This is a genomic window from Mucilaginibacter kameinonensis (genome assembly GCF_003675385.1).
GTDB lineage: Bacteria > Bacteroidota > Bacteroidia > Sphingobacteriales > Sphingobacteriaceae > Mucilaginibacter > Mucilaginibacter kameinonensis.
Genome location: NZ_RCWZ01000002.1, coordinates 1358657 through 1383986, shown reverse-complemented (window position 1 = coordinate 1383986; position 25330 = coordinate 1358657). Strand labels below are relative to the sequence as shown.

The window sequence follows — 25330 nt, the reverse complement described above, 5'->3', positions numbered from 1 at the left end:
GGCAGCTTAAAAAATGATAGAATAGGTTAATTTCTTTTGGATGGGAATGACAAGTTCCTGCTTCCCTCCCGCATCACGAACAACTGCCTTGGCTCCCGCCGCATCATCAACACGGATATAATAGGATTTATCATCAATGGCATACAATCCATTGCCAAGCGCTTCGATATTTCCTGAAGCGAGATGATAAACCAACCCATCAACAGCATTAGCAAGCGTAATTTCCCGGTGTATTCCCTTCCCCTTATCCATTATGCTGCTGGCATCAGTTACCGAAGTGCCATAAATGTTGTATTTAAATGCAGGAACATCATCGGCATTTAACACATAGCCTTTAGGCCGGTATCCTGTGCCAACAGTATCCAATGCCCAGGCGGCGTTTGCATCGCTCAGCTTTTCAATAGCAGGTACGGGCTTGCCGAGATATTGAACCGAGCCGGCAGGACGTGATGAACCATCGCCCCTGTCATGCCACATGGGTGTAGCATCTAAAAAGCCGCCGCGCCAAATCTCTACAATCATTCCCTTATCCAGATCGTAGGTATAATGCAGCAATTCGGGGCTGCCCACATTTACGCCATGTGTAACCCTGATACCGCCCGGTAAATCAGAGAAACTGCGCAAAATGGTATTTGATGTAGCATTAATCAATATAGGATCAACAGGATCATTGTTACTTACATTGGCATCGCTTAACAGATACTCCCGTACACCCGGCCCCGCAACAGTAAGCCCCAATGCCGGTTTAGCCCAATCCACAGTTTTTGAATAGAGTAGTTCAAATGGATGATCGCCGGGCTGCAATTGTATTTTCCCGTCGCCCCTGTTTTCTGTTAAAGTAACTGCATCGCTACCGTCAATACGAAATATGCCCTTTCCTCCCGGTACACTCAGTTTAAAGGCGTACTCGCCCGCTTCTTTAATTTGAATATTGCCAGTGTAACGAATTAAAAAATCATTATTAAGCTTGCTTTGGTTTGATGATAATACAGGAGAAGTCCCTTCAGACTCGGGTTTTAGTTTTTTATAACTATCGCCTGCTATTTCACCGCTTTTATAAACCCAATATTTGAGGTTTGATAACGTTGGGTGCGGCTTATCGTAACTGGTAATCCTTATATTACGGAAAGCTACCGGCCCATGATCACCCTGTAAGCGCAGCGGACCAATTGCTGCTTCCTTATTATCAAAAGCGCCTCGGGTTGGCCCGGCAAGCTCCACATTATCCTGGATCAAAACGCCATTTAACCAAACATAAAGCACTTTAGCATTACTGATCTTTTGGCCATTACCATCAAAGCGAGGTGCCTGAAACGAAATTTTTATATGCTGCCACAACCCCGGCGCGCGGCTGGCGTTTTGCCGTGGCGCATGCCCATCATAGCCTTGCTGCCCCTCGGGTTTACTATCGTCCCAACGTTCATAAATACCGCCATTATCTCCCGATTTTGGGTTTACCGTCCCCCAGCTATCCAGCAGTTGAATTTCGTAACGCCCCTGTAAATAGATACCCGAGTTAGAGCCCTTGGCCATCATATAATCAAGCTCAAGGTCGGCATCACCATAAACCGTTTTGGTAAACAGATCTTTCGCACCCTTTTTGCCGGGTAAGTTTACCAGTATCCCATTGCCATCTTTTGTAGTTAACACTTCATCTTGTGTGATATCGGCCTGTGCATTGGCCGCTACCTTCCAGTTTGATGATGGATTATCGAAAAAAGAGAGATCATTAAGAGGAACAGCATTTTGCGCCATGAGTTGCTGGCAACCCAACAGGCAAACACACGCTATCCAAAACTTTTTCCGGCTGGGGAGTTTAGGAGATTGATTAAAGCAATGCATTGGTTTTGAATTATAATATGGTTTATTGGTTGAGGCGCATGGTAATGTCAGCCTCACATTTGTAACGCAAGATAATTAATTTACGCAATCGATTACGAATAATATTTTATCAATACCTGATTTAATTTTTACTGACATCTTCTAATCTAATTTACAACATCTTAGGCTCCATTATCGTCCAATCAACTGCCACTAACTCTCTTCATCAGCAAAGCTTAAAATACAAAGCGGGTTTCTTCCGGTTGGAAGAAACCCGCTTTCTTAAATCAGGCCTTATTAATAACCTGGGTTTTGAGTCAAATTAGGATTAAGCCCTATCTCAAACTGAGGGATTGGATATAACTCACGACCGGTAGGTATAGTTACACCATACACACTCTTCACAAAATCTGTTGCCACACCGGCTCTTCTCAAATCGTAAAAAGTTGAATACTCGCCGGATAGTTCGTGCCTGTATTCACTGTAAACCATCTGTAGCGGATCAGTCACTACTTTACCATCGCTAATGAAAGTTAAAGGAGCCGAACCACCAAACGCACGGTCACGAACTTGTTTTAGCGTAGCCAAAGCACCTGCAGCATCGCCTGTACGCGCCTGGCACTCAGCTTTACTTAGCAAAACCTCACCAAAACGTAACAGGGTTTGGTTTTGAGCACCAAATATAGTTTGATCACCTGAGTTACCTACCAATGTAGGATCGCGCCAAAACTTTTCATTATAATAACCGGTTCTTAACTGCGTGTTATCAGAACCTACCCATGGGCGAGTTTTTGTACCACAAGTGTTGATGATCTTACCGTCATCGCCGGTATATTTTGCCTTTATAGCCGGATCCGTACTGGCAAAGCCAGATATAACCAATGGGTATGATTTAATACCACCACGGGCTTTGATACCCGGGCTTGGGTTTTCATCACCAGGGCCAATTACAGTTGCCACCCTGCGCAAATCCCCATCCTGAAATGAACTTGCTAATGCCGAGTTAGCGTAATCATAACCAAAGTTGGTTACTTCTTCGGGCATACCAAAGGTGCTGATCCAGGCTACCTCGTTACTTGCGCCCCAGCTCTGGGTACCGGCAACGTCAAACTGTACTTCAAAAAGCGACTCGTCATTATTTTGCTTATCGTATTCATGTACGTCGATAAAATTAGGCAACAGAGAATATTTGCCAGTTAGCTGATTGTATGAAGCTAAAGCATCAGCATATTTTTTAAGCCACATTTGCGCCGCACCCAAATAACCTAAAGCAGCCCCCTTGGTAGCACGGCCTTTTTCAGAATCGGCCAGTGCTTCTTTCCATGGCAACAAACCAGCTGCAGCTGTCAAGTCAGATACCACTTGGGTAAACACCTGATCCTGGGTACTTCTTGGTGTTAAACCCTGGTTGGTACCGTCTTTTAACTCTAACGGAACGCCACCAAAGCTTGCCGCCAGGTAATAGTAGGTCATACCGCGTAAAAAGTAAATTTCGCCGGTAAGCCTGTCTGCAAGGGCGGCGGTCAATACACCATCAGCCTTCATTTTTGCAATGATAGGCAGCGCCGAGTTTGCACGGGCTATACCAACGTAGGCACGTGTCCAGAAAACCTCAATAGCGCCGAAGGTTGATGGGATTGCATAGGTATTATAAAACCTGTCGTTACCCCAGTTGAAAAAATCATGTGATTGGAAATTAGCGTAATACCAAAGTGATTTCTTTAAAAGGTCGGCATTTTGATAGGTATCATAGATAGCATTTACAAGGGCTATGCCATCAGCAGGCTTATCAAACAAAGTTGTAGCCGTAGGATGCTGCGAATCGGTTTGATCCAGAAAGTTTTTCTTACAGCTTAATGGAAGCAATACTGCCAGTCCAACTGAAAGTACGTATATATATTTCTTGTTGAATTTCATTTCTTTACTGTTATGTTAAATGTTGAATTAGAAAGTTACATTTAAACCTAAGGTGTAAAACTTTGATGAAGGGTAAGTACCTAAATCGATACCTGAACCTGTTGGGTTGGTAATAGTAGCGCCCGTAATTGGATCGGTACCGGTGGCCTGCCCAATTTCCGGATCAAGACCGGTGTACTTGGTAATGGTGAACAGGTTTTGAGCCGCTATATAAAACCTGATTTTGGTAACGCTCATTTTTTTGGTAAGTGCCGCAGGTAATGTATAACCGAATGTAACGTTTCTTAAACGCAGGTAACTGCCGTTTTCAACATAAACGCTTGATGCAACGTTATTTGCGCTAACATCATCATTGTAGGTAGCCCTTGCAAAACGATTTGAAGGGTTAGTTGGCGTCCAGCGGTTTTCATAATACTGTTGGCTAACGTTTTCAACCCCCACAAAGCCCGGTGCCTGGAAGCTTTCCAGGTTACGCTCCTGGTAATTGAAGATCTTATTGCCATAACTACCATAAAAGAACGCGTTAAAATCGAAGGCTTTGTATGAAAGGTCGATATTGAAGCCGCCATAAAATTTAGGGATTGGGCTTCCTAAGCTGGTACGGTCATCAGCCGTGATCTGGCCGTCGCCGTTGATATCTTTGAACTTACGATCGCCGGGCTGCGTAGTTGCCACCTGGTAATGACCTGTAGGTGATTTTGCGTTCAGCGCGTCAATCTCGGCCTTGCTTTGGAATATGCCCAATGATTGATAGCCATAAAACTCACCTACCGGCTGACCAATATTGGTTTCGCTGAAAGTTGACCAGCCGTTTGCCGGAAGCGGCAGGTTAACCAGGTTGGTAATAAACTGGGTGTTCTTATTTATGCTAACCAATTTATTGCTTACAGTAGTGATGTTTAGCCCCAAGCCGTAATTAAAATCTCTGATTGTATGCCTGTAGTTTAAAGCAAACTCAAAGCCTTTATTGCTGATACTGCCGGCATTTTGTGTTGCAGATGTAAAGCCGGTTTGTGCAGGAGTAAGCAGGTTTAACAAGAAATCTTTCGAGTCTTTTTTATAATAATCAACCGTTAAGGTTAAGCTGTTGTTCAGGAAAGCGATATCCATACCAATATCGGTTTGTTTGGATGTTTCCCATTTTAAGTTAACGTTATCAAGGTTGGTAAGTGCTAACCCGCTCTGATAGATTTTGCCAAAAGGGTAACCAACGTTTGAACCCGAAGTAGCCGGACCACCAGAAGTGTAACGTGCCAAATACTGGAACAGGCCAATGCTTGACTGGTTACCAACCATACCATAGCTGCCACGGAATTTCAGATCAGAAAGCCAGTTAACATCCTTCAAAAATGATTCTTCTTTGGCTTTCCAGGCTACTGAACCCGAAGGAAAGGTACCGTATTTATGCCCGGTGTAAAATTTAGATGAACCATCGCGCCTTACAGTAGCTGTAAGCAAATATTTATCGGCAAACTTATAGTTTAACCTTGCAAACTGCGATGCCAGCGAGTAGGTTTGCTGACCGCCGTAAGCAACAAGATTTTGCACCTGGCTTAAATCCCTTATAGAATTACTTGGCAGATTATTACCGCTGCCACCTATTTGCCTGCCGGTGTTTTCCTGCTCAGATACACCACCTACAAAATCAATGGCATGCTTGCCAAATGTTTTGCTGTATGATATGGTATTTTCCCAAAGCCACTCAAATGTGTTGCTTGCATTTTGCGAGTAAACGCTCAGCTGATTAGCACCACCTAAATTGTATTGCTCGCTTGACCTGTTATCTTCAGGCTGAAAATAATAGCCAGAAAAATCGCTGGTGTTGATACCTAAATTACTTTTGATTTTCAATCCGTCAAATATTGTTGCCTCTAACGACGTTGAACCTAAGAAGTAGTTCTGTAAGTTTTTGATATCCTGTGTTTCGATAGAGTAAACAGGGTTATTCCAGCTTTTGGTGTAGATGTTTACCGGGTTAAAGAAACCATAATTACCTTTTGAATCCTTGATTTCGCTGGTAAGTTTATTGCCGCCATCAAGCGTTGGGATCAACTCACTTAACTGCGCCAACGAACCTGTTCCGAATGGATTTTTGGTATTTTGCCTTGAGAATTTGGCACTTGTTGATGATTTTAACCAGCTGCTGATATTGTAGTCGATGTTCATGCCCAGGTTGATCCTTTTAAAAAACGAACCAAGTACAATACCTTTCTGATCATAATAACCTGCTGAAAAAGCTGATTGAATTTTATCATTTCCCCCACGGATGGCAAGGTTATAATCTTGTTTCAAACCCTGACGGTATACGGCATCCTGCCAATCCACATTATGCAAAGCTGAAGGGTTGCTCCATTCAGGCAATTCAGTAAAGCCTTCGGCAGCGTGCACTTCATTTGCCAGGGTAGCCCACTGCTGCGCATTTAGTACTTTGTATTTTTTAGGTTCAGACTGCAGTGAAGCATAAGCATCTAATGACACCTGCACGCCGTCTTTTTTTCCTTTTTTGGTGGTGATGATAACAACGCCATTTGATGCCCTTACACCATAAATAGCAGTAGCCGATGCATCTTTCAATACGTCCATAGAAGCAATATCATTGGGGTTGATATTGTTCAGGCCGCCTGTGATAGGGTAACCATCCACTACATATAAAGGATCATTATTGCCCAAACTACCAATACCCCTGATCTGCACGCTAACACCACCACCCGGCGCGCCATCATTATTGGTAACCTGTACACCAGATGAACGGCCCTGTAAAGCCTGATCAAGCGCAGTAACAGGAACTTTAGCAATTTGATCTGCCGTAACCGAACTCACCGAACCTGTTAAATCTTTACGTTTGGTGGTACCGTAACCCACAACTACAACCTCGGTAAGGGTTTTATTGTCGGGTACTAATGATACGTTTATAACCGATCTCCCATTTATCGCAACCTCCTGGTTTGTGAAACCAATAAAGCTAAAAACAAGTGTTTCGTTGCTGCCGGCGGTTATTGCGTAAGTACCATCAGGTTTTGAACCTACGGCTTGTGTGCCTCCTTTTACCTTAACGGTAACACCCGGCAAAGGCAGCCCGTTATCTGAGCCGGTGATTTTTCCGGTTACCTGTTTACTTTGAGCATAACCTGAAAAACTTATCAGCGCAAGCGATAAGTTTAAACAGATGAAGGCCACAACGTTTTTGATGTGTAGTTTTCCTCTCATACATTTTACTTTAAATTGTTAAAATTGGTTTGTTACATAAAATCACTTTTTGACAATTATTGAGATATGATTTTATGCTAAGTAAATGTAGCTTCCGTGTTACAATCGATTGTAATACAATATGAGTGGTTTTTTGTACTAATTTAACACAATCAAAAAAACGGTAAATAATTTTATAAAAATCTAATTATCAAATAATTAAAAAATATAAATCAAATAACAAGCCAATATATTATCGTTTTAATGATAAAATAATATCTGCCATTGTTAAAATCGAACTATTCAATAAATGTTATTTTAACAATAAAATAAGTTTTTAACCCAAGTGGTTTCTCCAAACACCATCCCTACTGTCAGCAATAAAAAAGCCCTCCGGTATAACCGGAAGGCTTAACAATATTTTGATTTTACAGGCTGTTATTTAAGCTTTACAAAATAGATCCTGTTACGGTCGACAGTGTTGGTGGCAGGCAAAATTTTAGCTGCAAAACCATTCTTACCATTATCAATAACACCGAAGTCATCATCGTTTGATATGGCAAGGACATTACCCGGTAATAAAGCCAAACCTTCGGCTTTATCATGTGGGTAAACGGTTGGCAAATCTTTTAACAGGTCAAGCACCTGCGTTTTAGTAACCGGAGTGATACCGGCCGCTTTCAAACCAGCTTCGTCATTAAGCTCCTCAACGGTTTTACCATTGTATAGTTTACCATTGGCGCCGTTTGCCGGGTCAGAAATATCAGAAGCATTGCTCAAATCAATTTTAAACACTTTTTTAAATGTGGCAGGATTGGTTGGCGCGCCGCCAAAATTACCATCGCGTTCAACAGTTAAAAATGTTGTGGCGTTAACAGCGGTAATATCACTTACACCTGTTAACGAAACGTTGTCCATAACATAAGCGTATTGCTTTGTAGCACCTGAAACAATATCAAAAGTCAGGATCCTTAATACAGTTGAGTTGGCAACTTTTGCTTTAGACGGGTTATACATTGGAGATTGCATCATGCCAACCAGTGTTTTGCCATCAGGCGTAATAGCCAAACCTTCCATACCTCTATTGGCCCTGCGTGTGGCAAACACGGCGGGAATTTTACGGCCGCCGGTTCCGGAACCATAAGGGTTGATGCGCTCAATGGTTTTACCGCTGGCGTCAAAATGTACGATATGCGGACCGTACTCGTCACTAATCCAAAAAGTGCCGTCGGCAGCCAATACCAGGCCTTCCGAATCAATACCATCGGCACTGGCCGCTAACTGGTTGCCGCTAAGATCAAAAGGAACCTCGCCGGAAGCTCCCATACCTGCAGGATTTGGCAAGCCATTCAGTTTCCCGCCATTGGCATTTTTAAGTTCGATGGTTTGTTCCAGGATCAGTTTACCATCTATTAACCTGAATTTGCCTATCTGCGGATCGAAATCGGGTTTACCGATGATGATTGAATTTGCAGTTTGCCCGGCAACATTCGAGCCGCGGTCTGTAAGCAGATAAAATACATCTTTCTGATTGGGATCGGCCGCAACTGCCGAGCCGAAACCACCATTATACACCTTTACACCATCGGCAGTGGTAAAAAGTACAGCCGGATTTTGCGCTTCGGCCATATCGGGGTAGCTGAATGGATTTATTTTATTATCGTCATGGCAGGAAGAAAGGATCACCGCAGAAGCCGCGATGACGCTGAGTAATTGTTTTTTCATTTGATCTGTGATTGATTAACTTCTACAAAAGAACCCGCCTCGTGTAAACCTATTGTTAATTTTATAACAATAATTTAACCTAAAAGACAAATTATATATAATTCCTACAGTTTCAGGACTGATAGTATCTCTAACTGATCGATCATCAGGTTAGTGACAAGTCGCTAATTCGAAGCTGCCGGATATCCCCCCAATAAGCCTGTAACTACTGGCAATCAATTCAAAATGTAAAGTAATTTATATCCTTTTACAGATTAATCGTGTAAAATTCTGACAGATTTACAATTTCCGGTCAATCAGCCATGGGCCTTACTTTATTGATAGTCAATTAAATAATTTTACTTACCAAGTAACAAAAAACTTATTTACCATTTAAAGCCCTAAAACTATGTGCGGAATTGTTGGTTACATCGGATCGAGAGATGCGTGGCCGGTTGTGTTAAACGGCCTCAAACGATTAGAATATCGTGGTTATGATAGCGCCGGTATTGCTATCATTAATGATGAAGGTTTCAGTGTATATAAAAAAACCGGGAAGGTAGCTTGCCTTGAAGAGTTTACCACTGATAAAGACAAAAGTGGTCGGGTTGCCATAGGCCATACCAGGTGGGCTACACACGGCGCCCCTTCTGATGCCAACTCGCACCCACACAGTTCAAATGATAACCGTTTACACATTATTCACAACGGTATCATTGAAAATTACCTGATCCTTAAGGAAGAGCTCTTGGCCCGCGGGCACACTTTTAAAAGTGAAACAGATACCGAGATCCTGATCCACCTTATTGAGGAGATCCAGAACATTGAACAAACAGATTTACTTGAGGCCGTTCGCTTAGCATTAAATACCGTGATAGGTGCTTATGCCATCGTTATACTTGACCGGGAAAATCCCGACCGGCTCATCGCCGCCCGCAAAGGCAGTCCGCTGGTTATAGGCGTTGGCCAGGGCGAGTATTTTATCGCTTCAGACGCTACCCCTATTATTGAATACACCAAAAATGTGGTGTATTTAAAAGACAACGAAATCGTACTTGTTAAACCCGACGGGCTCTTAATAAAAAAACTGGATAACGTTGAGCAAACCCCATTGATCCAGGAGTTGGAGTTAAAGCTTGAATCATTGGAAAAAGGCGGTTTTGAGCATTTCATGATGAAGGAGATCTTCGAGCAGCCACGATCTGTACGGGATTGCATGCGCGGTCGCATTTTCCCACTCGAGGGCAAAGTAGAGTTGGGTGGCATTAAACAATATACCGATAAGCTCAAAAATGCGGAGCGGATCATCATCATTGCCTGCGGTACCTCATGGCATGCCGGCCTCACAGGCGAATACCTTATTGAAGAATACGGACGCATTAAGGTTGAGGTTGAATATGCATCTGAATTTAGGTACCGCAACCCTATAATCACCGACAAGGATATTGTGATGGCCGTATCGCAATCGGGTGAAACCGCCGATACATTAGCCGCCATTGAGATTGCGAAAGAACGGGGCGCCACAATTCTGGGGATTTGCAATGTTGTTGGCGCATCAATTCCGCGTGTAACCGATGCCGGGGTTTACACTCATGCCGGTCCCGAAATTGGTGTAGCGTCAACCAAAGCCTTTACGGCACAGGTTACCGTTTTAACTTTAATTGCTTTATATATAGCACAGCATAAAGGCACTTTAACTCCTGCCAAGCTCACCAATATGCTAACCGAGCTTGATACCATACCCGATAAGATCCAATTGCTGCTACAGGATAACGATTTGATTGAAGGCATTGCAACTAAAATAAAAGATGCGCCTAATTGCCTGTTTTTAGGTCGAGGGTTTGGTTTTCCGGTAGCATTGGAAGGAGCTTTAAAATTAAAAGAGATCTCCTACATCCATGCCGAAGGCTACCCCGCCGCCGAAATGAAGCACGGCCCTATCGCGCTGATTGACGAGCAAATGCCGGTAATTTTCATCGCCACCAAAAACTCATCGTACGAAAAAGTGATCAGCAATATCCAGGAAGTTAAGGCCCGCAAAGGAATAGTAATAGCTATTGTTACGCAGGGCGATGTCAAGGTAAAAAACATGGCCGATTACTGCATTGAAATACCTGACGCCGACGAGGCTTTCTTACCGCTTTTGGCCACCATCCCTTTACAACTGTTATCATATCATATAGCTGTGAAACGAGGCTGCAATGTTGATCAGCCACGTAATCTGGCTAAGTCAGTTACTGTAGAATAATTCATATCAATTAACCAAACAATCCGTAAAAAAAAGCAGGCTTAGGTCTGCTTTTTTTATTTACAATTCCTTTGTATTGTAACCCAATTGTATGAAAAATGTGGCCGAAAAAACCACAAAAAAACACTTTTTTCTCAACCCTTTACACATGCTTGCAAGAGCGCTTTACAGGTTCTGTAAAGGTTAAGATACAGGTTTACAAAAAAGCGGCAATCGCCCAAAAGCGTATACTATCAATACCCAAATAGATAAATTTGATTAATCAATTTAACCAGTTGAAACCAGTTTCCTAACCTTCTAAACTATTGAGATGAAAAAATTTAACACATACTGTTTTCTTGCAGCCTTACTGTTGATGACCGGGTGTGCCGCTAAACGCGACCTCGTTTATTTCAGTAACATGGCTAACACAGGTGCAGTAAATAATAACATGGGCGGAGCAGTAATTATTCATCAGAAAGACATTATAAATGTAACTGTTAACAGCTTAAACCCCGAATCAAATTTACTTTTTAACGGAAACAAAAATGCTACAACGGGCAATACCTCAACCCGCGGCGGATATAAAGTAAATGAAAATGGCATCGTGAATTTACCCCTTATAGGCGACTATAAAATAGAAGGACAAACCATTGAAGAGGCCCAGGCCGAAGTTGCAAAAAGGTTATCGGCCTTTGTTAAAAGCCCGGTAGTTGATATCCAGCTTTTAAACTTTAAAATAAGTGTAATTGGCGAGGTAAACAAACCATCAACATTTGTGATAACTGATGAAAATGTAAACTTACTTGAAGCATTAGGAATGGCAGGCGATATGACAGTTTACGGAAAAAGGGACAACGTGCTGGTGATCCGTACCGAAAACGGGCACAAGACCATGAACCGCCTTAACCTTAATAAAGTTGAATCAATGGATTCGCCTTATTTCAACCTTAAACAAAATGATATTGTTTACGTGGAACCTGATAAATCAAAAGCAGTTGAATATAGCCAGAACACACGCCTGGCACCTATAGTAGTAGCATCAATATCAGCCCTGGCTGTATTGGCAGCAGTACTTTTAAGAAGATAAAATACAGTTTTAGTGATACCTAACATTGGTGATATGGATAACAATTTTATTTTGAGAGAGCCTCTACCAGGCAACAAATTCAGGAACAATCTTACGCCTTATTTAAGCGGCTGGTATTTATTCCTGATCAGTATGGTTGTCTGCATAGCTGCCGCATGGACTTACTTAAACTATGTTACCCCCCTATACAAAATAACAAGTACCCTCCAAATACCTGACGATAAAAAGGGCGACGGTATTCTAAAAGCTACCGCTTTCAGCGACCTGAATATGTTCCAGGAAACTAAAACCGTTGACAATGAGATGGAAGTTTTACGGTCAAAAGACCTCATATACAAGGTTCTATCAAAACTCCACATGGAAACTTCTTTTTTTGACGAAAGTGGATTTACGACAAAAGAGCTTTATGGAGTTGAGCGGCCTTTTACTGTCACCATAAACCAGATCAACAAAATCGGGTATGCAAAAAAACTGTACCTGCAACCATATACGCAGGATAAATTTGTGCTTAAGGATGAAAACAAGTCCTGGATCTACAGCTATAACCAGATGATCAGGCATAAAGATTATTCGTTCAAAGTAGAAAAAGGCCCGGCACGCATTGATAGCGAAACTCCAATACTAATTCAATTTAAAAACCTCACCAATCTGGCCTCGTCATATAGTGCAGGGTTACTGCAAGTTAATCCGGTTATTAAAGAATCAAATACATTAACGTTAAGCCTGGTTGATGCCGTACCTGAAAGAGGTGTCGATATTTTAAACAACATCATATCAACTTACAACGCCGAAAATGTTGTTAAGAAAAACGTTACTGCGGTAAATACCATATTGTTTATCGATAAAAGGTTAAACGATCTTGAACACGACCTGTCATTTACCGAAGGCGATATCGAAACTTTCAAACAACATAATGGTGCTGCAGAGATCAATGCAAGTACACAGGTAAACATTACAAAATCTGCAGAGTATAACCAGTTAATTGAAGAATCAAACACGCAGTTGGGTATAATAAAATCCATTGAAACTTATTTAAAAAGCTCGGCTAATCAATATAATGCGGTACCCAGCACCATGGGATTAAAAGACCCCTCATTAAATACGTTGGTTAGCCGTTTCAACGACTTGCAATTGGAGCGCAACCGTATGCTTACCAGTGCTAATCTTGAGAACCCGCTTGTGCAAAACCTAAGTAACCAGATATCCGCGTTACGCGTTAATATCCTGGAAAACCTTCAAAACATTAAGAAAGGGTTTGCTATCAGCCATAAATTACTTAGTGATAATTCTGCACAGTATGATTCCCGGATCCGCTCTGTTCCGTCAATTGAACGCGGGCTTTTACAACGCAGCAGGGAACAAGGTGTAAAAACCAATTTATACCAATACCTGCTCCAAAAAAGGGAAGAAACAGCATTGTCGTTATCAGCTACAATTCCGTCATCACAATTGATTGATAAGCCTGCCGCTAACCCAACAGCCGAATTTCCTAAAACGCAGCTCACCTATCTATTCGCAATCATAGCGGGCTTATTTACACCGGGTATTTTCATCTTCATGAAAGATAAACTCAGCGTAAAAATTAAAGATCAGTCCAGCCTGCTGAATATACAGGGTGTAAAAATATTAGGCGAACTATGCCACAACAACGAAGACAAAAACTCGGTGGTTATATCAAACGGAAGCAACACCAATATTTCAGAACTGTTCAGGTATATCAGGAGTAATATCGGTTTCCTTAACCAGGGCACACAACACAAAACCATACTTGTCACATCGTCTATGAAAGGCGAAGGTAAAACCTTCTTCAGTATCAATCTCGGCTTAACACTGGCTATGCTCAATAAACGGGTACTGATCATGGAGTTTGATTTACGTAAGCCCGATCTGCTCAAAAATATTAACCTGGAGCAAAGCCTTGGTATAAACGATTTCTTAACCGGCAATACCAATTCTCCGGCCGATTGCGTACAGGTTTATAGTGAATCTGAAAATCTGTTTGTGATGGGCAGCGGAACCAAGACGATAAACCCGGCCGAACTACTATCAGATAAAAGGCTCGACCTGCTTTTTAAATGGTGTAAAACCGAGTTTGACTATATCGTGCTTGATACTTCGCCGGTTGGTGCTGTTGCCGATGCTTTTAGCCTGGCAAAATATGCAGAACTGAGCATTTACATTGTACGATATAACTATACCAATACAGAGCAATTAAGTATCCTGAGAGATATTTACGACAATAAAAAACTAAATAATGTTATGGTAGTGTTTAACGATGCGAAAAAAGAAAACCGCACGGCTTACGCCTACGGCAGTTATGGATATGCATCGGCCTATGGTAGCTGATAGCGGCCTCTTAACAATAGCATAAGACTGATGCAATTTGTATCAAATTTAGTTTGACCGTTTTTATTTAAATGCCAAGGCTCCATGTGACTGGATTGGCGGAGCCACAAGCGACGTAAGTTGCAGATGTTTTGAAGAAGCAATCCGCGTAAAACCGGAGGAATATTATAAACCGACAGTTCGACCATTTTTTACCAACCGCCTAACCATGTGACTGGATTGGCGGAGCCGCAGCCGACGCAAATTTTAGCTGAGACAAATAAAATATCAGGTAAAAATGGGAGAATATTTTAGCCGATAGTTCGATATTTTTTACAAACCGCCTAACCATGTGACTGGATTGGCGGAGCCATAGCCAATGCAAGTTGCAACTGCGACAAAAAAAACAATCCGGGTAAAACCGGCGAATATTATAAACCTTTAGTTCGATTATTTCACCAACCGACCAACCATGTGACTGGATTGGCGGAGCCACAGCCAACCAGGCTTGCAGCTAATAATTGAAGCAACCAGGCCAATAATTTTCAACTACCATACCTCTGCACAATATCATCACCCCTGCACATGTGAGTGAGTTGGCGAAGCTATAGTAGGCCTTAAGTACCCGATCCAACTTTATTCACTTTATGGAAACCCAATCAAGAGTAGCACATCGCATGACAAACTATCGTGAAAAAAAATGGCTTGTAATTTACACCAAGCCCCGATGGGAAAAAAAGGTGGACAAGCTTTTAAAGCAAAGCGGCATCGAATGCTACTGTCCTGTGAGGGATGTAGTAAACCAATGGTCCGACCGGAAGAAGGAGATCAGCGTCCCACTGTTTAGCTCCTATGTGTTTGTTCATGTCGACGCCTATGAGCAGTCGCGGGCGCTTTATATCATGGGCGTATTAGGTTTTGTTTACTACATGGGCAAACCTGCCATAGTTAGGGACAATGTTATTGACGAGATCAGGGCGAACCTTATACGCTATAAAGATATGGAGATTATAAGCCTCCAGAATTTATGCATTGGCGATACTGTAACTATAAAAGGTGGAGCCCTTGTAAACCAGATGGGTAAAGTGCTGCAGATTCAGGGCAAAAATGTTTTGATGGTTTTTGAAACCATCAATTGCGCCTTAGTAACACGAGTTTCAATCCAAAACTTATCAGTTCATAACATCAGCGGAAATCATGAAAATTGAGAATTACCAACCTAAATTAGGCATCATCGGTCTTGGTTATGTAGGCCTGCCCCTGGCAGTTGAATTTGCAAAAAAATACAAGGTCATTGGCTTTGACATTAATGTGAACCGCATTAATGAGCTCAAATCGGGTATCGACCATACCCTGGAGATAGACTCCGAACAATTAAACGCGGTAATTACCCCTGTTTGCACAACCGCTACCGGGTTATACGTTACCGATGAAGTTGAAAAATTAAGGCAATGTTCTGTTTACATTGTAACAGTGCCCACCCCGGTTGATAAAAACAACCGCCCTGACCTTTCCCCATTAATTAGTGCCAGCCGCGTGGTAGGCAAGGTTTTAAAAAAGGATGATATTGTAGTTTACGAATCTACCGTATACCCCGGAGTAACAGAAGATGAGTGTATGCCTATACTGGAAAAAGTATCGGGCTTAACCTTTAATGTCGACTTTTTTGCAGGTTACTCACCTGAAAGGATCAATCCTGGCGATAAGCTGCATACCGTATCAAAAATCAGGAAGATCACTTCTGGCTCCACTCCTGAAGCCGCAGAAACAATCGACAAACTTTATCAATCGGTTATTACTGCCGGCACATTCAAGGCTCATTCTATTAAAGTAGCTGAAGCAGCCAAAGTAATTGAAAATGCTCAGCGCGATATTAACATCGCCTTCGTTAACGAATTAGCAATGATCTTTAATAAATTAGGCATAGATACCCATAAGGTATTGGAAGCGGCAGGTACCAAATGGAACTTCCTGAATTTCAGGCCCGGTTTGGTAGGCGGCCACTGCATAGGTGTTGACCCTTATTACCTGGCCCAAAAAGCCCAGGAAGCAGGTTATCATCCTGAAATTATCCTGGCCGGTCGCCGCATCAACGACTCGATGGGCGCTTATGTTGCCGATCAGTTTATTAAACAAATGATTTGCCGGGGTACTTCTGTAACCGATGCCGAAGTGCTGATACTTGGCTTCACCTTTAAAGAAAACTGCCCTGACGTAAGGAATACCCGCGTAATTGATATAGTAAAACGTTTGAGAGAATATAAAGTAAAAGTGCATATCCATGATCCGTGGGCCAACGCGGAACATGCTAAAAAAGAGTATGGCATCATCTGCGAAAACGGTGAATCAAAAACCCGTACCTATGATGGTGTTTTACTTGCAGTTGCCCACGAAGAGTTTAAAGAACTGGATGTGAAAGCGCTTTGCAAACCAAATGCTGCACTATACGATTTGAAAGCATTTTTACCAGAAAATGTTGCTAACGCCCGGCTTTAAACATCATGGACTATAAACAAAGAGCCGTATCAGGCATAGTATGGGCCTTGTGGCAGCAACTAAGTTCAAAAGTAGTAAGCTTTGGAATATCCATATTCCTTGCCCGGATCCTGGAACCATCACAATTTGGTTTGCTGGCTATGCTGTCGCTTTTCATTTCAGTAGGCAACAGCCTTTTGGATGGTGGCTTAACAGCATCGCTGATCCGCACAACCGATGCCAATCAGCGAGATTACTCAACTGTATTTTATTTCAACATTATCGGTAGCAGTATTCTTTATCTATTGCTCTTTTTAACGGCACCGCTTATCGCCGCTTTTTACCATCAGCCGTTGTTAACTTCAGTAGTGCGCGTATACACTTTAATTTTAATCATAAACGCGTTTTTTGGAGTACAAAGCACCCTGCTGGTTAAAGACTTGAAATTTAAAAAACAAACCAACATTCAAATCCCTTCGGCAATTGGTGGCGGCATTTTAGGTATCATACTCGCAGAATTGGGATATGGCGTTTGGAGCCTTGTTTGGATGGGTTTATGCACTTCTTTTTTATCAACAGCTATACACTGGATTACGTCAGACTGGAGACCGGCCTTAATATTTGATAAAGCGTGTTTTAGAAAACACATCCACTTTGGCTACAAAATGACGCTATCAGGGCTAATTGATACTGTTTATCAAAACATCTACCTGATCATTATCGGTAAGTTCTTTTCGGCCACTCAGCTTGGCTACTACAGCCGGGCCGACTCGATAAGCCAGCTGCCCATCAGCAATATATCGGCAGCTATAAATAAGGTTACTTACCCCATGTTCGCGGAGATATCAAACGACCCGGTACAGTTAAAAAACGTTTATAAAAGACTCATGCAGCAGGTAGTGTTCTGGAATGCGCCGGTGCTCATTATGCTGTGTATCATTGCCAAACCACTATTTCACATTTTATTAACAGACAAATGGTTGCCCGCTGTTCCGATTTTCCAGTTATTGTGTATAGGAGGCATCATGTACCCGCTGCACTCATACAATTTAAATGTGCTAAAAGTAATGGGGCAAAGCGCGTTGTTTTTAAAATTAGAAGTTGTCAAAAAAGTTTTAAGTGTCATCGGTATCCTGTGCTTTATCCCCTTCGGCATTTATGGGCTGCTGTATTTCCAGCTATTTTTTAATGTGATTGCCTATTACATTAATTCCATTTACAGCGGGCGTTTAATTAATTACCCTGTAACCGAACAGATAAAGGATATCTTGCCTACAGTAGCATTAGCCGGCGGCATCGGCCTATGCTGTTATTTTCTTGATAAGCTCCTGATCAATGATTTTTTCATCCCTACTATGCAAATTGGCATATTACTCATAGTATTTACCGCGGTTTACTATGGAGCCAGTTTATTAATTAAGCTATCTGCTATTAAAGACTTTAACCAATTAATCCTAAAACGATGATTCCTGTAACCAAACCATTTCTTCCTTCGGAAAAGGAATTCAGAGCTTACGTAAAAAGTATCTGGGAAAGACAATGGCTCACCAACAATGGCCCGCTTGTAAACACACTTGAGTTAAAACTAAAGCAATACCTGGGTGTAAGCCATATGCTGTTTGTTACAAATGGTACAATAGCATTACAGTTGGCTATTAAAGCGCTTAATATAAGCGGGGAAATTATCACAACGCCATTTTCATTTGTTGCCACTACAAGCACTATTGTATGGCAAGGCTGTGAGCCGGTATTTGTGGATATTGATCCGGGTACGCTAAACATCGATCCATCTAAGATTGAAGCGGCAATTACTCCAAGAACTACAGCAATATTAGCTACACACGTTTTTGGTAACCCTTGCGATATTACAGCTATACAAGCTATTGCCGATAAGCATAACTTAAAAGTGATATATGATGCGGCACATTGCTTTGGCACTTTTTATAAAAACCGCTCGGTGTTTGAATATGGCGATATCAGCGTAACCAGTTTTCACTCAACCAAATTATACCACACCATTGAAGGTGGCGCAGTGTTTACCCAGGATCCGGAATTGTTAAGGACGATGGCTCTGATGCGTAACTTCGGTTATTCAGGAGTAGATACCTTCTCTGAGGAAGGGATCAACGCAAAAAACAGCGAATTCCATGCGGCAATGGGCTTGTGCAACCTGCGCCATGTTGATGAAATACTTAAGAAAAGGAAGTATTTGTATGAGCAATATCTGCAGCGTTTGAGCAACCTGAACGTTCAGTTCCAGAAACTTGAAAATGAGCAGGATTACAACTACGCATACTTCCCTATTATTTTTGAAAGTGAAGCACTGATGCACCAAAGCAAGGCAAAGCTTGAACTGGCCCAAATTTATTGCAGGCGGTATTTTTACCCTTCACTATCATCATTGCCATACGTAAAAAATCAGCCTATGCCTGTTTGCGATTCCATTGCATCAAGAATAGTTTGTTTGCCGTTATACCACACCCTTTCCCTTTCCGACCTTGATCTCATTTGCAGGCTATTGCTTCGCGCGCAGAATTTCGATAACAATGTTAAGCCGAAACATTTTGGCTCCCTGGTTACCGACAAAATTGAATCTGAAATAAACGTGACAGTCGTGAACGTAAATGGATCTGTATGATTGATGAAGAGGTAATGGTGAGTATCTGTTGTATTACTTACAACCATGAGAACTTTATAGCCGAAGCTATCCAGAGCTTTTTGATGCAAAAAAACAACTTTAAGTTTGACATCATCATTGGCGACGATTGCTCATCGGATAAAACACAATCAATAATTAAATTTTATTCGGAAACCTATCCTGGCAGGATCAAGCTCATCTCCACTCCTACCAACTCGGGACCACATAGAAATTTAATTAATTGTATTACACATTGTAAGGGAAAATACATAGCACTTTGCGAAGGCGATGACTACTGGACAAACGAGTATAAGCTGCAAAAACAGGTAGACTTTTTAGAAAACAACGCCGATTTCGTTATCTGCTGCCATTATCATAAGGTAATAAATATCAACAATGAAACGCTTTATGTGCACCCCAATCCCAAACCACTGGTACATACTTATACAGATCTGTTGGCCGGGAAACAGGAAGAAACAAAAACAGCAACCGTAGTTTACCGTAATACTCCCGAAACCATAAGGCTATTTTCCAAGCCCTGGTTTTTTGAATGTCACGCCGGCGACAAAATGTTTAAACTATGGGCTACTCAACGTACCGGCGGCAAAATTTATGTAATACCTGAAGTAATGAGTTGCTATCGAAACCATAAAGGTGGCATTTGGAGCATGATAAATACCAGGGTGCGTATGGAAATGGTGATCAGCGATTTTAACCTGATCATCAAAAACTTCACCTACTCTGCCATCGCAAAAAAAAAACTGTTACTGCTTTATATTAAACGCTATCTGCTTTTTGAATTACAAAACAAACGGTTTCGTAAAGCTTACGATACATTAAAATATCTGCTATAACTGCCAGCGCATTTAACACAAACATGAACATACCAGCCGCCCCCTTATCAAAACCCGTTCTGTTTTTCATTATCCCCTCACTGAAAGGTGGCGGGGCAGAAAGAGTTATCATATCGCTCGCTAATTACTTTAATAAAAACAACTTTCAGTCGGTGCTTATTTCTTTAAACAATGATGTTCCGGCATATGAAATCGACAACGATGTTAAAGTATTTTATTTAACAGATAGGCAGAAGAGCAGATTTGTAGACCGCGTTTATCATATAACAGAAACTTTTTATAAACTCATAAAACTATCACGAACCCTAAAGCCGGTATGTACTTTATCATTTATTACATCGGCTAACATCTGGACCGGTATTACCTGTTCATTAACCCGTGTACCTTACATTGTTTCTGAACGTACCTCACCAGACAGGAGTGTTAACAGTTTCACTTATTGGCATAAACACCTTGCTTTATTTCTTTATAAAAGGGCGGCAGCAGTTGTTGTAAGCGCTAAAGGTGTTGAAGATTGCTTGCTTAAAGACAAGGATTTTAAAAGCCTGAGCAACATTGATCGTATTACCAATGCGGTTACCATTTTTCAGCCCGCTTCAGATGAAAAAGTACACAACCGCAGGTTTATTTTAGGCGTTGGTCGCCTGGCTTATGTAAAAGGTTTTGATATCCTTATTGATGCTTATGCAAAAACAGGCCTTGAGGATATTGATCTGATAGTTGTTGGCGACGGCGAAGAACGCGCGACCCTGGTAGAACAGATTGCTAAACTTGGCTTGAAAGACCGGGTACTGTTACCGGGCAGCCGGAACAACCTGCAGAACTATTACAGCCAGGCCGAAATATATGTACTACCATCGCGCAATGAAGGCTATCCTAACGCATTGGTTGAAGCCATGAGCTTCGGTTGCCCATCTGTTGCTTTTGACTGCAACTTTGGCCCTGCCGAGATCATTGCGAATAACGAAAACGGCATATTGGTAAATAATGGCTCTGTAAAAGGTTTAAGCGATGCCATAGCACGCCTTGCCAGCGACCAGGTTTTAAGGGATGAACTCGGCAGTAAAGCGCGCATTATATCACAAACCAATCACCCCGATAAAATATTGGGCGAATGGGAAGCCTTGATCAAAAAACATGCTGCCACATCGGCTATAACAGCTCAGATAGCAAGCAGCCAACCAGCTTTGTAACCCCCTATCATTAAAATATGTTACAATATTTAATTCGTTTAGATGATTTGTGCCCAACAAATAATCTCGCCAAATGGGATCGTTTTTTTAATTTATTTGACAGATATGGCATAAAGCCAATTATAGCAGTTATACCTGCCAACAGGGATCCTAAACTCCAGGCCTGCGGTAATTTCAACCCCTATTACTGGCAACTGGTACGCGAACTTCAGGATAAAAATTATGTGATAGGTATGCACGGTTTTGATCATTATTATATCAATCATAACTCAGGCCTGCTAAAAATGAACAACCGGTCGGAGTTTGCCGGTGTACCTTTAGAAACCCAGAAAGAAAAAATAAGGAAGGCCTCCCAGATCTTCAGACGCGAAAACGTTCATCCTTCTGTTTTTATAGCTCCGGCACACACCTTTGATCGTAATACATTGCTGGCCTTACAGGAGTACACCAATATTAAAATAATAAGCGATGGCTTGCTCAGATCGCCTTATGTAAGGTTTGGTTTTAATTGGGTGCCTGTTCAATTATCAGAGGTTGAACAAAAAACAAAATACACCTGGACATTCAATTATCATCCTGAAACCTGTTCGGCCCGAACATTCAACGAGCTTGAAATTTTTATTGAAAAAAACCATCAGCTTTTTGTATCACTGGATAATCTGGATTTTTCAAGCTACACCCTGGCAAATGCCATTTTTGAAAAATACTGCATTTATAAAAGATTAGCACGCGATTATGCTCAAAAAGCACTCGCTTTTATGGAACGGATCCCTGCCGGAAACTAAACCTATTTAAACCCGATATGAAAATTTCATTTGCGCCACCTTACATTGATCAGGCTGTTATAAACGAGGTAATGGATACCCTTACTTCCGGCTGGATAACCACAGGACCGAAAGTAGCCGCTCTTGAACAGCATATGAAGCAACTTACCGCTTCAGACGCGGCCATTTGCGTGAATTCCTGGACATCAGGCGCCATACTAATGTTAAAATGGTTTGGCGTAAAAGCGGGCGATGAAGTAATTATTCCTTCTTATACCTATTGCGCTACCGCTTTAAGCGTATTGCATTGCGGAGCCACACCGGTTATTGTTGATGTTGATGATGAATGCTGTATTTCAGCAACAGCCGTAGCCAAAGCCATAACCACAAAAACCAAGGCAATTATTGCTGTTGATATAGCAGGCTGGCCTTGCGACTACGAACAACTAAAAACTATTATCAACACGCCGGAAACTAAAAAACTCTTTGTTCCTGAAAGCCCCAAACAACAGCTTTTAGGCAGGATCCTTTTAATTTCAGACGCGGCACACTCTATAGGTGCAACCATAAATGAATTGCCTGCTGCAAAATATAGCGACGTTTCGATATTTTCATTTCATGCGGTAAAAAATGTTACTACCGCAGAAGGTGGTTGTATCTGCATTAACCTGCCAGCCAATTTCAACGCAGCCGACGAGTATAAATATTTAAAGCTTTATACGCTTAACGGCCAAACTAAAGATGCCTTTACCAAAAGTAACGGTGGCGGCTGGAAATACGATATCCTGTTTATGGGCCTCAAGATCAATATGCCCGACATTTGCGCGGCAATAGGTCTTGGCCAGCTCAAAAACTACGACGCCAAACTGCTTCCTATGCGCAAACGTGTTGCCGCAATATATTGCGACAGCTTTAAAGCCATGGACTGGTTTATTGAACCGGCATTAAAAAATGAGCAAAGGGAATCATCTTATCACCTGTTTGCTCTCCGGATTAAAGGCATAACAGAAGCTCAGCGCGATCAGATCATAGATATGATCATGGCCGAAGGGATCATGGCCAACGTGCACTTTACCCCGCTACCCATGCTAACCCTATTTAAAGATCTGGGTTATGAGATTTCTCAATACCCATCAGCATATGCGCTTTATGCCAATGAGATCTCGCTGCCTATTTATCCGCAACTTACCGATGAGCAGATAGATTTCATTATTATAACCGTCATCAATTCGGTTAATGCTGTTTTGGAAGTGTGTAAAGAACCTGCAAAAGTTGAATTATAAATACCATTATGCTTAAACGGCTTTTTGATATCAGCTTTTCACTTTTAGCGCTGATTATTTTGTCGCCCCTGTTTCTGCTGATAGCCATTGCTATTAAAATTAATTCAAGAGGGAGCGCGTTTTATAAACAAGCCCGTGTTGGTAAAGATGGCAATGAGTTTTACTTGTTTAAATTCAGGACCATGTTTGTAAACTCAGACAGGGCCGGCCTGCTAACCATAGGCAGTAAAGATTACCGGATTACCGGCGTAGGCTACTGGCTCAGGAAATATAAGCTTGACGAGCTGCCACAATTACTAAACGTACTGATAGGCGACATGAGCTTTGTTGGCCCCCGCCCCGAAGTACGCAAATACGTAAACTTATATACCCCGGCCCAGTTACGGGTATTAAGTGTTAAACCGGGTGTAACAGATTGGGCATCTATCAAATACTTCGACGAAAATGATATCCTGGCTGGTAGTGAAGATCCTGAAGATATGTATATCAGGGTGATAGTACCGTCAAAGATTAGCAAAAACCTCGAATACATTGACAACCAGGGCATTTTAATGGATGTCAAAATAATACTATCTACCATAAAACGAATTTTTCAATAGTATCATTTTATCATGCTGCTTAAAAAAACGCTCTTTTATAGTTTAATGTTCTTCTATCTGTATACACTTGCCTTTGGCATTTTCATGACAGATACTTTAAGGATACCAGCGCCTGTAATTTTTTGCATGCTGTTATTCTTCGTGCAAAAGCCACTGCTGGATTTTGGCTATTACAACGAGTTGATACTTATATTAGTAGGAACTTTTTTGTATCAGGTAGTTGGCCTTAGCAATTATATCACCTTTTTTGCCATACAGCTTACCGTCATACCTTGTTCCCTGTACTTTAACTACTTTGTAGGATCAAATAAAACACGTTATTATTCTTCTATATTGATGTTCTTAATGCTGTTGGCAGGCTCTATGGTCATCATGATATTAGATCATAGTATGGCAAGCACCATTGATCCTATAAGGAGCATGTTATTAGGCGAGCCGGTTAAACAAAGTCCCGCTGGTTTAGCAGTAACCCAGTTTAACTTCGGGTACCAGGTGGTAGCAATTAGTACTTTTACTTTCATTGCTTCATGCACTACTAACCAATATGTTATAGTAAGGCTTTTAGTTTTAGCAGCCGGCATCATTTGTATTTACCTTGGCATGAACCGCTCGGCATTTATAAGCTTTGGCGCTGCTGTTACCTTGTTTTTGTTCATTTATTATCGTTATAAAGCGGTGTTCCTGGTTGCCGCCACCGTAATTATATGCTTCGGCCTTTATACTTATGTATTAAAGGATAACATGGATGAGAAAAACAACATCTTATCCAAAAATCAGGCTAAAGAAGCCAATGACTTTAACCGGGCCGATATGGCAGCGGAAAACCTTAAAATATATGCCGACTATCCTTTTGGCCTCATATTTTACGGCAAAACCTGGGACGAGGTAACTTATCGTAATCCCCTTTTTACATTCGGCCTATCATCGCACAATGCTTACCTGATGTTCATTACAGTGCTTGGCCCATTTTTAGGGCTTGGGATACTATGGGGGGTGTATTATAAAACACTCCGCTTGTTTTGGCAAACTATTAAAAACATAAAAAAGAAAAGCAGCGCAATTTATGTGGCGATATTTTTCACTTTCATAGCCCTCTCGTTAAACGCGCTATCGCACAACGGATGGCTGATGAGTGTAGATGGACCAACCATATTCATTTATTTCGCTGTATTACACTTCAACAAATTAAAAGATCCAATAAAAAAGACTGAACTGGTGCAGGAGGAAATGGCAATCGCCTAAAACTTGATCCTA

Annotated in this window: 17 protein-coding genes; 13 read left to right on the top strand and 4 right to left on the bottom strand. The window is 41.7% G+C overall.

Annotated elements, in window-relative coordinates:
- Positions 1-6: 6 nt before the first annotated feature.
- From EAH55_RS12720 to EAH55_RS12705, 4 genes are all read right to left on the bottom strand, one after another.
- Positions 7-1842, bottom strand: a complete 1836-nt coding sequence (locus EAH55_RS12720) for a family 16 glycoside hydrolase (RefSeq protein ID WP_121809922.1) — start codon at positions 1840-1842, stop codon at positions 7-9.
- A gap of 276 nt (positions 1843-2118) precedes the next feature.
- Positions 2119-3738 (bottom strand): RagB/SusD family nutrient uptake outer membrane protein, encoded by a 1620-nt coding sequence (locus EAH55_RS12715; protein WP_121809921.1) that lies wholly within the window; start codon positions 3736-3738, stop codon positions 2119-2121.
- A gap of 27 nt (positions 3739-3765) precedes the next feature.
- Positions 3766-6945 (bottom strand): SusC/RagA family TonB-linked outer membrane protein, encoded by a 3180-nt coding sequence (locus EAH55_RS12710; protein WP_121809920.1) that lies wholly within the window; start codon positions 6943-6945, stop codon positions 3766-3768.
- Between the two features lie 417 nt (positions 6946-7362).
- Entirely contained in the window at positions 7363-8649 is a 1287-nt protein-coding gene (locus EAH55_RS12705; protein WP_121809919.1) for an esterase-like activity of phytase family protein, read from the bottom strand.
- A gap of 388 nt (positions 8650-9037) precedes the next feature.
- Here EAH55_RS12705 and glmS point away from each other — a divergent pair, with 388 nt between their 5' ends.
- The 13 genes from glmS to EAH55_RS12640 all read left to right on the top strand — a co-directional run bounded on the left by glmS (position 9038) and on the right by EAH55_RS12640 (position 25318).
- Positions 9038-10876 (top strand): glutamine--fructose-6-phosphate transaminase (isomerizing), encoded by a 1839-nt coding sequence (gene glmS / locus EAH55_RS12700; protein ID WP_121809918.1) that lies wholly within the window; start codon positions 9038-9040, stop codon positions 10874-10876.
- A 310-nt stretch (positions 10877-11186) separates the two neighbouring features.
- Positions 11187-11945, top strand: a complete 759-nt coding sequence (locus tag EAH55_RS12695) for a polysaccharide biosynthesis/export family protein (RefSeq protein ID WP_121809917.1) — start codon at positions 11187-11189, stop codon at positions 11943-11945.
- A gap of 33 nt (positions 11946-11978) precedes the next feature.
- Entirely contained in the window at positions 11979-14291 is a 2313-nt protein-coding gene (locus tag EAH55_RS12690) for a GumC family protein (protein WP_121809916.1), read from the top strand.
- 626 nt (positions 14292-14917) lie between these two features.
- Positions 14918-15478, top strand: a complete 561-nt coding sequence (locus EAH55_RS12685; RefSeq protein ID WP_112574281.1) for a UpxY family transcription antiterminator — start codon at positions 14918-14920, stop codon at positions 15476-15478.
- Positions 15468-16766: a Vi polysaccharide biosynthesis UDP-N-acetylglucosamine C-6 dehydrogenase TviB gene (gene tviB, locus EAH55_RS12680; RefSeq protein ID WP_317127569.1), complete on the top strand. Its 1299-nt coding sequence runs from the start codon at positions 15468-15470 to the stop codon at positions 16764-16766. Before EAH55_RS12685 ends, tviB begins: the two co-directional genes overlap by 11 nt.
- A gap of 5 nt (positions 16767-16771) precedes the next feature.
- Positions 16772-18211 carry a lipopolysaccharide biosynthesis protein gene (locus EAH55_RS12675; protein WP_121809914.1) on the top strand — a complete coding sequence of 480 codons (1440 nt, stop codon included), beginning with the start codon at positions 16772-16774 and terminating at the stop codon, positions 18209-18211.
- Complete coding sequence (locus EAH55_RS12670) at positions 18208-19383, top strand: DegT/DnrJ/EryC1/StrS family aminotransferase (protein WP_121809913.1); 1176 nt, start codon at positions 18208-18210, stop codon at positions 19381-19383. Before EAH55_RS12675 ends, EAH55_RS12670 begins: the two co-directional genes overlap by 4 nt.
- Entirely contained in the window at positions 19380-20237 is an 858-nt protein-coding gene (locus tag EAH55_RS12665; protein ID WP_121809912.1) for a glycosyltransferase family 2 protein, read from the top strand. The genes EAH55_RS12670 and EAH55_RS12665 overlap by 4 nt, the downstream gene beginning before the upstream one ends.
- Positions 20238-20260: 23 nt before the next feature.
- Positions 20261-21430, top strand: a complete 1170-nt coding sequence (locus tag EAH55_RS12660) for a glycosyltransferase family 4 protein (protein ID WP_121809911.1) — start codon at positions 20261-20263, stop codon at positions 21428-21430.
- Positions 21431-21447: 17 nt separating this feature from the next.
- Entirely contained in the window at positions 21448-22215 is a 768-nt protein-coding gene (locus EAH55_RS12655; protein ID WP_121809910.1) for a DUF2334 domain-containing protein, read from the top strand.
- A gap of 17 nt (positions 22216-22232) precedes the next feature.
- Positions 22233-23477: a DegT/DnrJ/EryC1/StrS family aminotransferase gene (locus EAH55_RS12650; protein WP_121809909.1), complete on the top strand. Its 1245-nt coding sequence runs from the start codon at positions 22233-22235 to the stop codon at positions 23475-23477.
- 8 nt (positions 23478-23485) lie between these two features.
- Positions 23486-24076, top strand: a complete 591-nt coding sequence (locus EAH55_RS12645; RefSeq protein WP_121809908.1) for a sugar transferase — start codon at positions 23486-23488, stop codon at positions 24074-24076.
- A 12-nt stretch (positions 24077-24088) separates the two neighbouring features.
- Entirely contained in the window at positions 24089-25318 is a 1230-nt protein-coding gene (locus tag EAH55_RS12640; RefSeq protein ID WP_121809907.1) for an O-antigen ligase family protein, read from the top strand.
- Positions 25319-25330: the final 12 nt, after the last annotated feature.